2 protein-coding genes are annotated in these 1,889 nt (G+C 71.3%); both read right to left on the bottom strand.

From position 1 onward, the window contains the following. Nucleotides 1–111: 111 nt before the first annotated feature. Nucleotides 112–1,098: a lysylphosphatidylglycerol synthase domain-containing protein gene (locus FV222_RS24600; protein WP_238272158.1), complete on the bottom strand. Its 987-nt coding sequence runs from the start codon at nucleotides 1,096–1,098 to the stop codon at nucleotides 112–114. A 234-nt stretch (nucleotides 1,099–1,332) separates the two neighbouring features. Beyond that, on the bottom strand, nucleotides 1,333–1,889 hold a 557-nt coding region (locus FV222_RS24595; protein ID WP_147815871.1), incomplete at its 5' end, for a uracil-DNA glycosylase.

The raw sequence follows: 1,889 nt of genomic DNA, 5'->3' as shown, positions 1-1,889 counted from the left end.
GAGGAGGTCGCGATGGTAGGCGAACAGGCCGACGAACGACACGGCCGTCGCGGCGCCGGTCCAGGCCGCCCGGCCGATCGCGCGCTCAGGCATCGCCGGGGCCGCCGCGGATCACGGGTCTCCGCGCGAACGGCCCGCCCGTTTCACGATCTCGTAGGCGCCGAGCATCGCCAGCGCGGTGACGAAGGGGACGACGTAGTAGCAGATCCGGAACAGCAGCAGCGAGCCGAGCACCTGCTCCCGCGGCAGGCTCGACAGCGCAAGCAGGATCGTCGCCTCGAACACGCCGAGACCGCCAGGCGCGTTCGATGCGATGCCGAGCATCGCGGCGAGCACGTAGATCGCGAGGAAGGTGGTGAAGCCGATCGCGAGGCCGGCCGGCATCAGCACGTAGAGGACGGCCGCCGCCGCGCAGACGTCGCCGATGCCGACCACCATCTGCCCGAGGGAGACCGATGCGCCCGGCAGCTCCAGGCGCCATTGCCGGATGGTGACGTGCCGGCGCTTGGCCGAGACCCAGGCGAGATAGCCGAGTACCAGCGCCAGCGCGAACAGCCCGACGCCCTGGTTGATCCGGATCGAGGTGAAGGCGAGGCCGGCGAGCTGGCTCGCCTCGATGATCAGGCTTAAGCCCAGCACGACGCCCATGCCGAGCCAAAAGGTGAAGCCCGCGATCACCGTCAGCGCCGCGATCTTCGCAGCCGTGAGCCCCTGGCGCGAGTAGATCCAGTAGCGGATCGTGCCCGCCGTCAGCAGCGGGAACCCGAGGGTGAAGCTCACCGCGTAGCTCGTGAACGAGGCGAGCGCCGTGATCCGGTAGGGCACCGTCACCCGCAGCTGCCGGAGCGCCAGGGCATCGTAGCCGGTGAGGAAGAGGTAGCTCACGAAGACGAACAGGAAGGCGAGGCCGAGCTGGTCGGAACTCGCGTCGACGAAGGCCTTGCGCAGGTCCGCCCAGGTGACGGTCTGGACGAGCTTCCACAGGACGCCGAGCGAGACGGCGAACAGGATGATGCTGGCGGCGGTGCCGAGCCACGCGTAGCGGCTGCGCGAGCGCTTGCTCGCGGCGCCCTCGGCCGCGGTCGTTGCGTCGGGCAAGGTCGTCCCGGTGGGATCCCGCTCGGCATGATCGCGCGTTCCGCGATGTTGGTCGTGGACGTTCATTCCGATCGGCGTCCGCCTCCGCCGGATATCCCGCCCGGCCGGCGAGCGGGCCGCGGGTTCGATGCCGGATGTTTCGGGCCGTTGCCCGTTGCCCCGCATGTAGGACCATCGGCGCTCCAAGGCCAGCGACGCGCGTTCAGCCACCTGTGGCCGGCGACCGCGGCGGTCTCATCCGGGCGCTGCCCCGCCGCTTCTCGCCGCGCCGCATGTCCACAGGATGACGCCGGCCTGCCTGAGCCCGGCGCGGATGCGCGCGGAGACATCGGGCGCTGTGCAGACATAGGTCGGGCTCGGATGCGGGATCATGAGCACCGGGAGGTCCGGCCGTAGTGCGGCGATCGTGTCGCCGGCCATGCCGGCGACGCGGCCCGCGAGCACGACGACGGCGACGTCGGGCAGCAACGCGATGAGCGGAGCAAGGCAGGGCGCGGCCGCCTTGATCTCCGAGCGGCGCGGCGCCCGGTTCAGCGCGCCCTCGGCATGGATCACGAAGGGGATCGCGTTCCAGATCAGTGTGTCGGCGCGGGCGATGTCCGCCTCCGCGAGGAAGCGGAACAGGTTGGCCGCGGTCCCGGTCCGGTTGTCCCGCGATACGAATCCGGTGCGCTCGATCGCCGGCCCCGGAGTCTCCAGCAGGAGCAGCAGGCGCGCGCGGACGCCGCCGTCGAGGGGGTCCGGATCGGGCACGGGCGCGCCGAACTCCGCGGCGATCCGGGCCGCCAGCA

Origin of the sequence: Methylobacterium sp. WL103 (assembly GCF_008039885.1) — a bacterium.
Classification (GTDB): domain Bacteria; phylum Pseudomonadota; class Alphaproteobacteria; order Rhizobiales; family Beijerinckiaceae; genus Methylobacterium; species Methylobacterium cerastii.
Note: the sequence above shows the minus strand (reverse complement) of the source record. Positions and strands in the feature narration are given on the sequence as shown.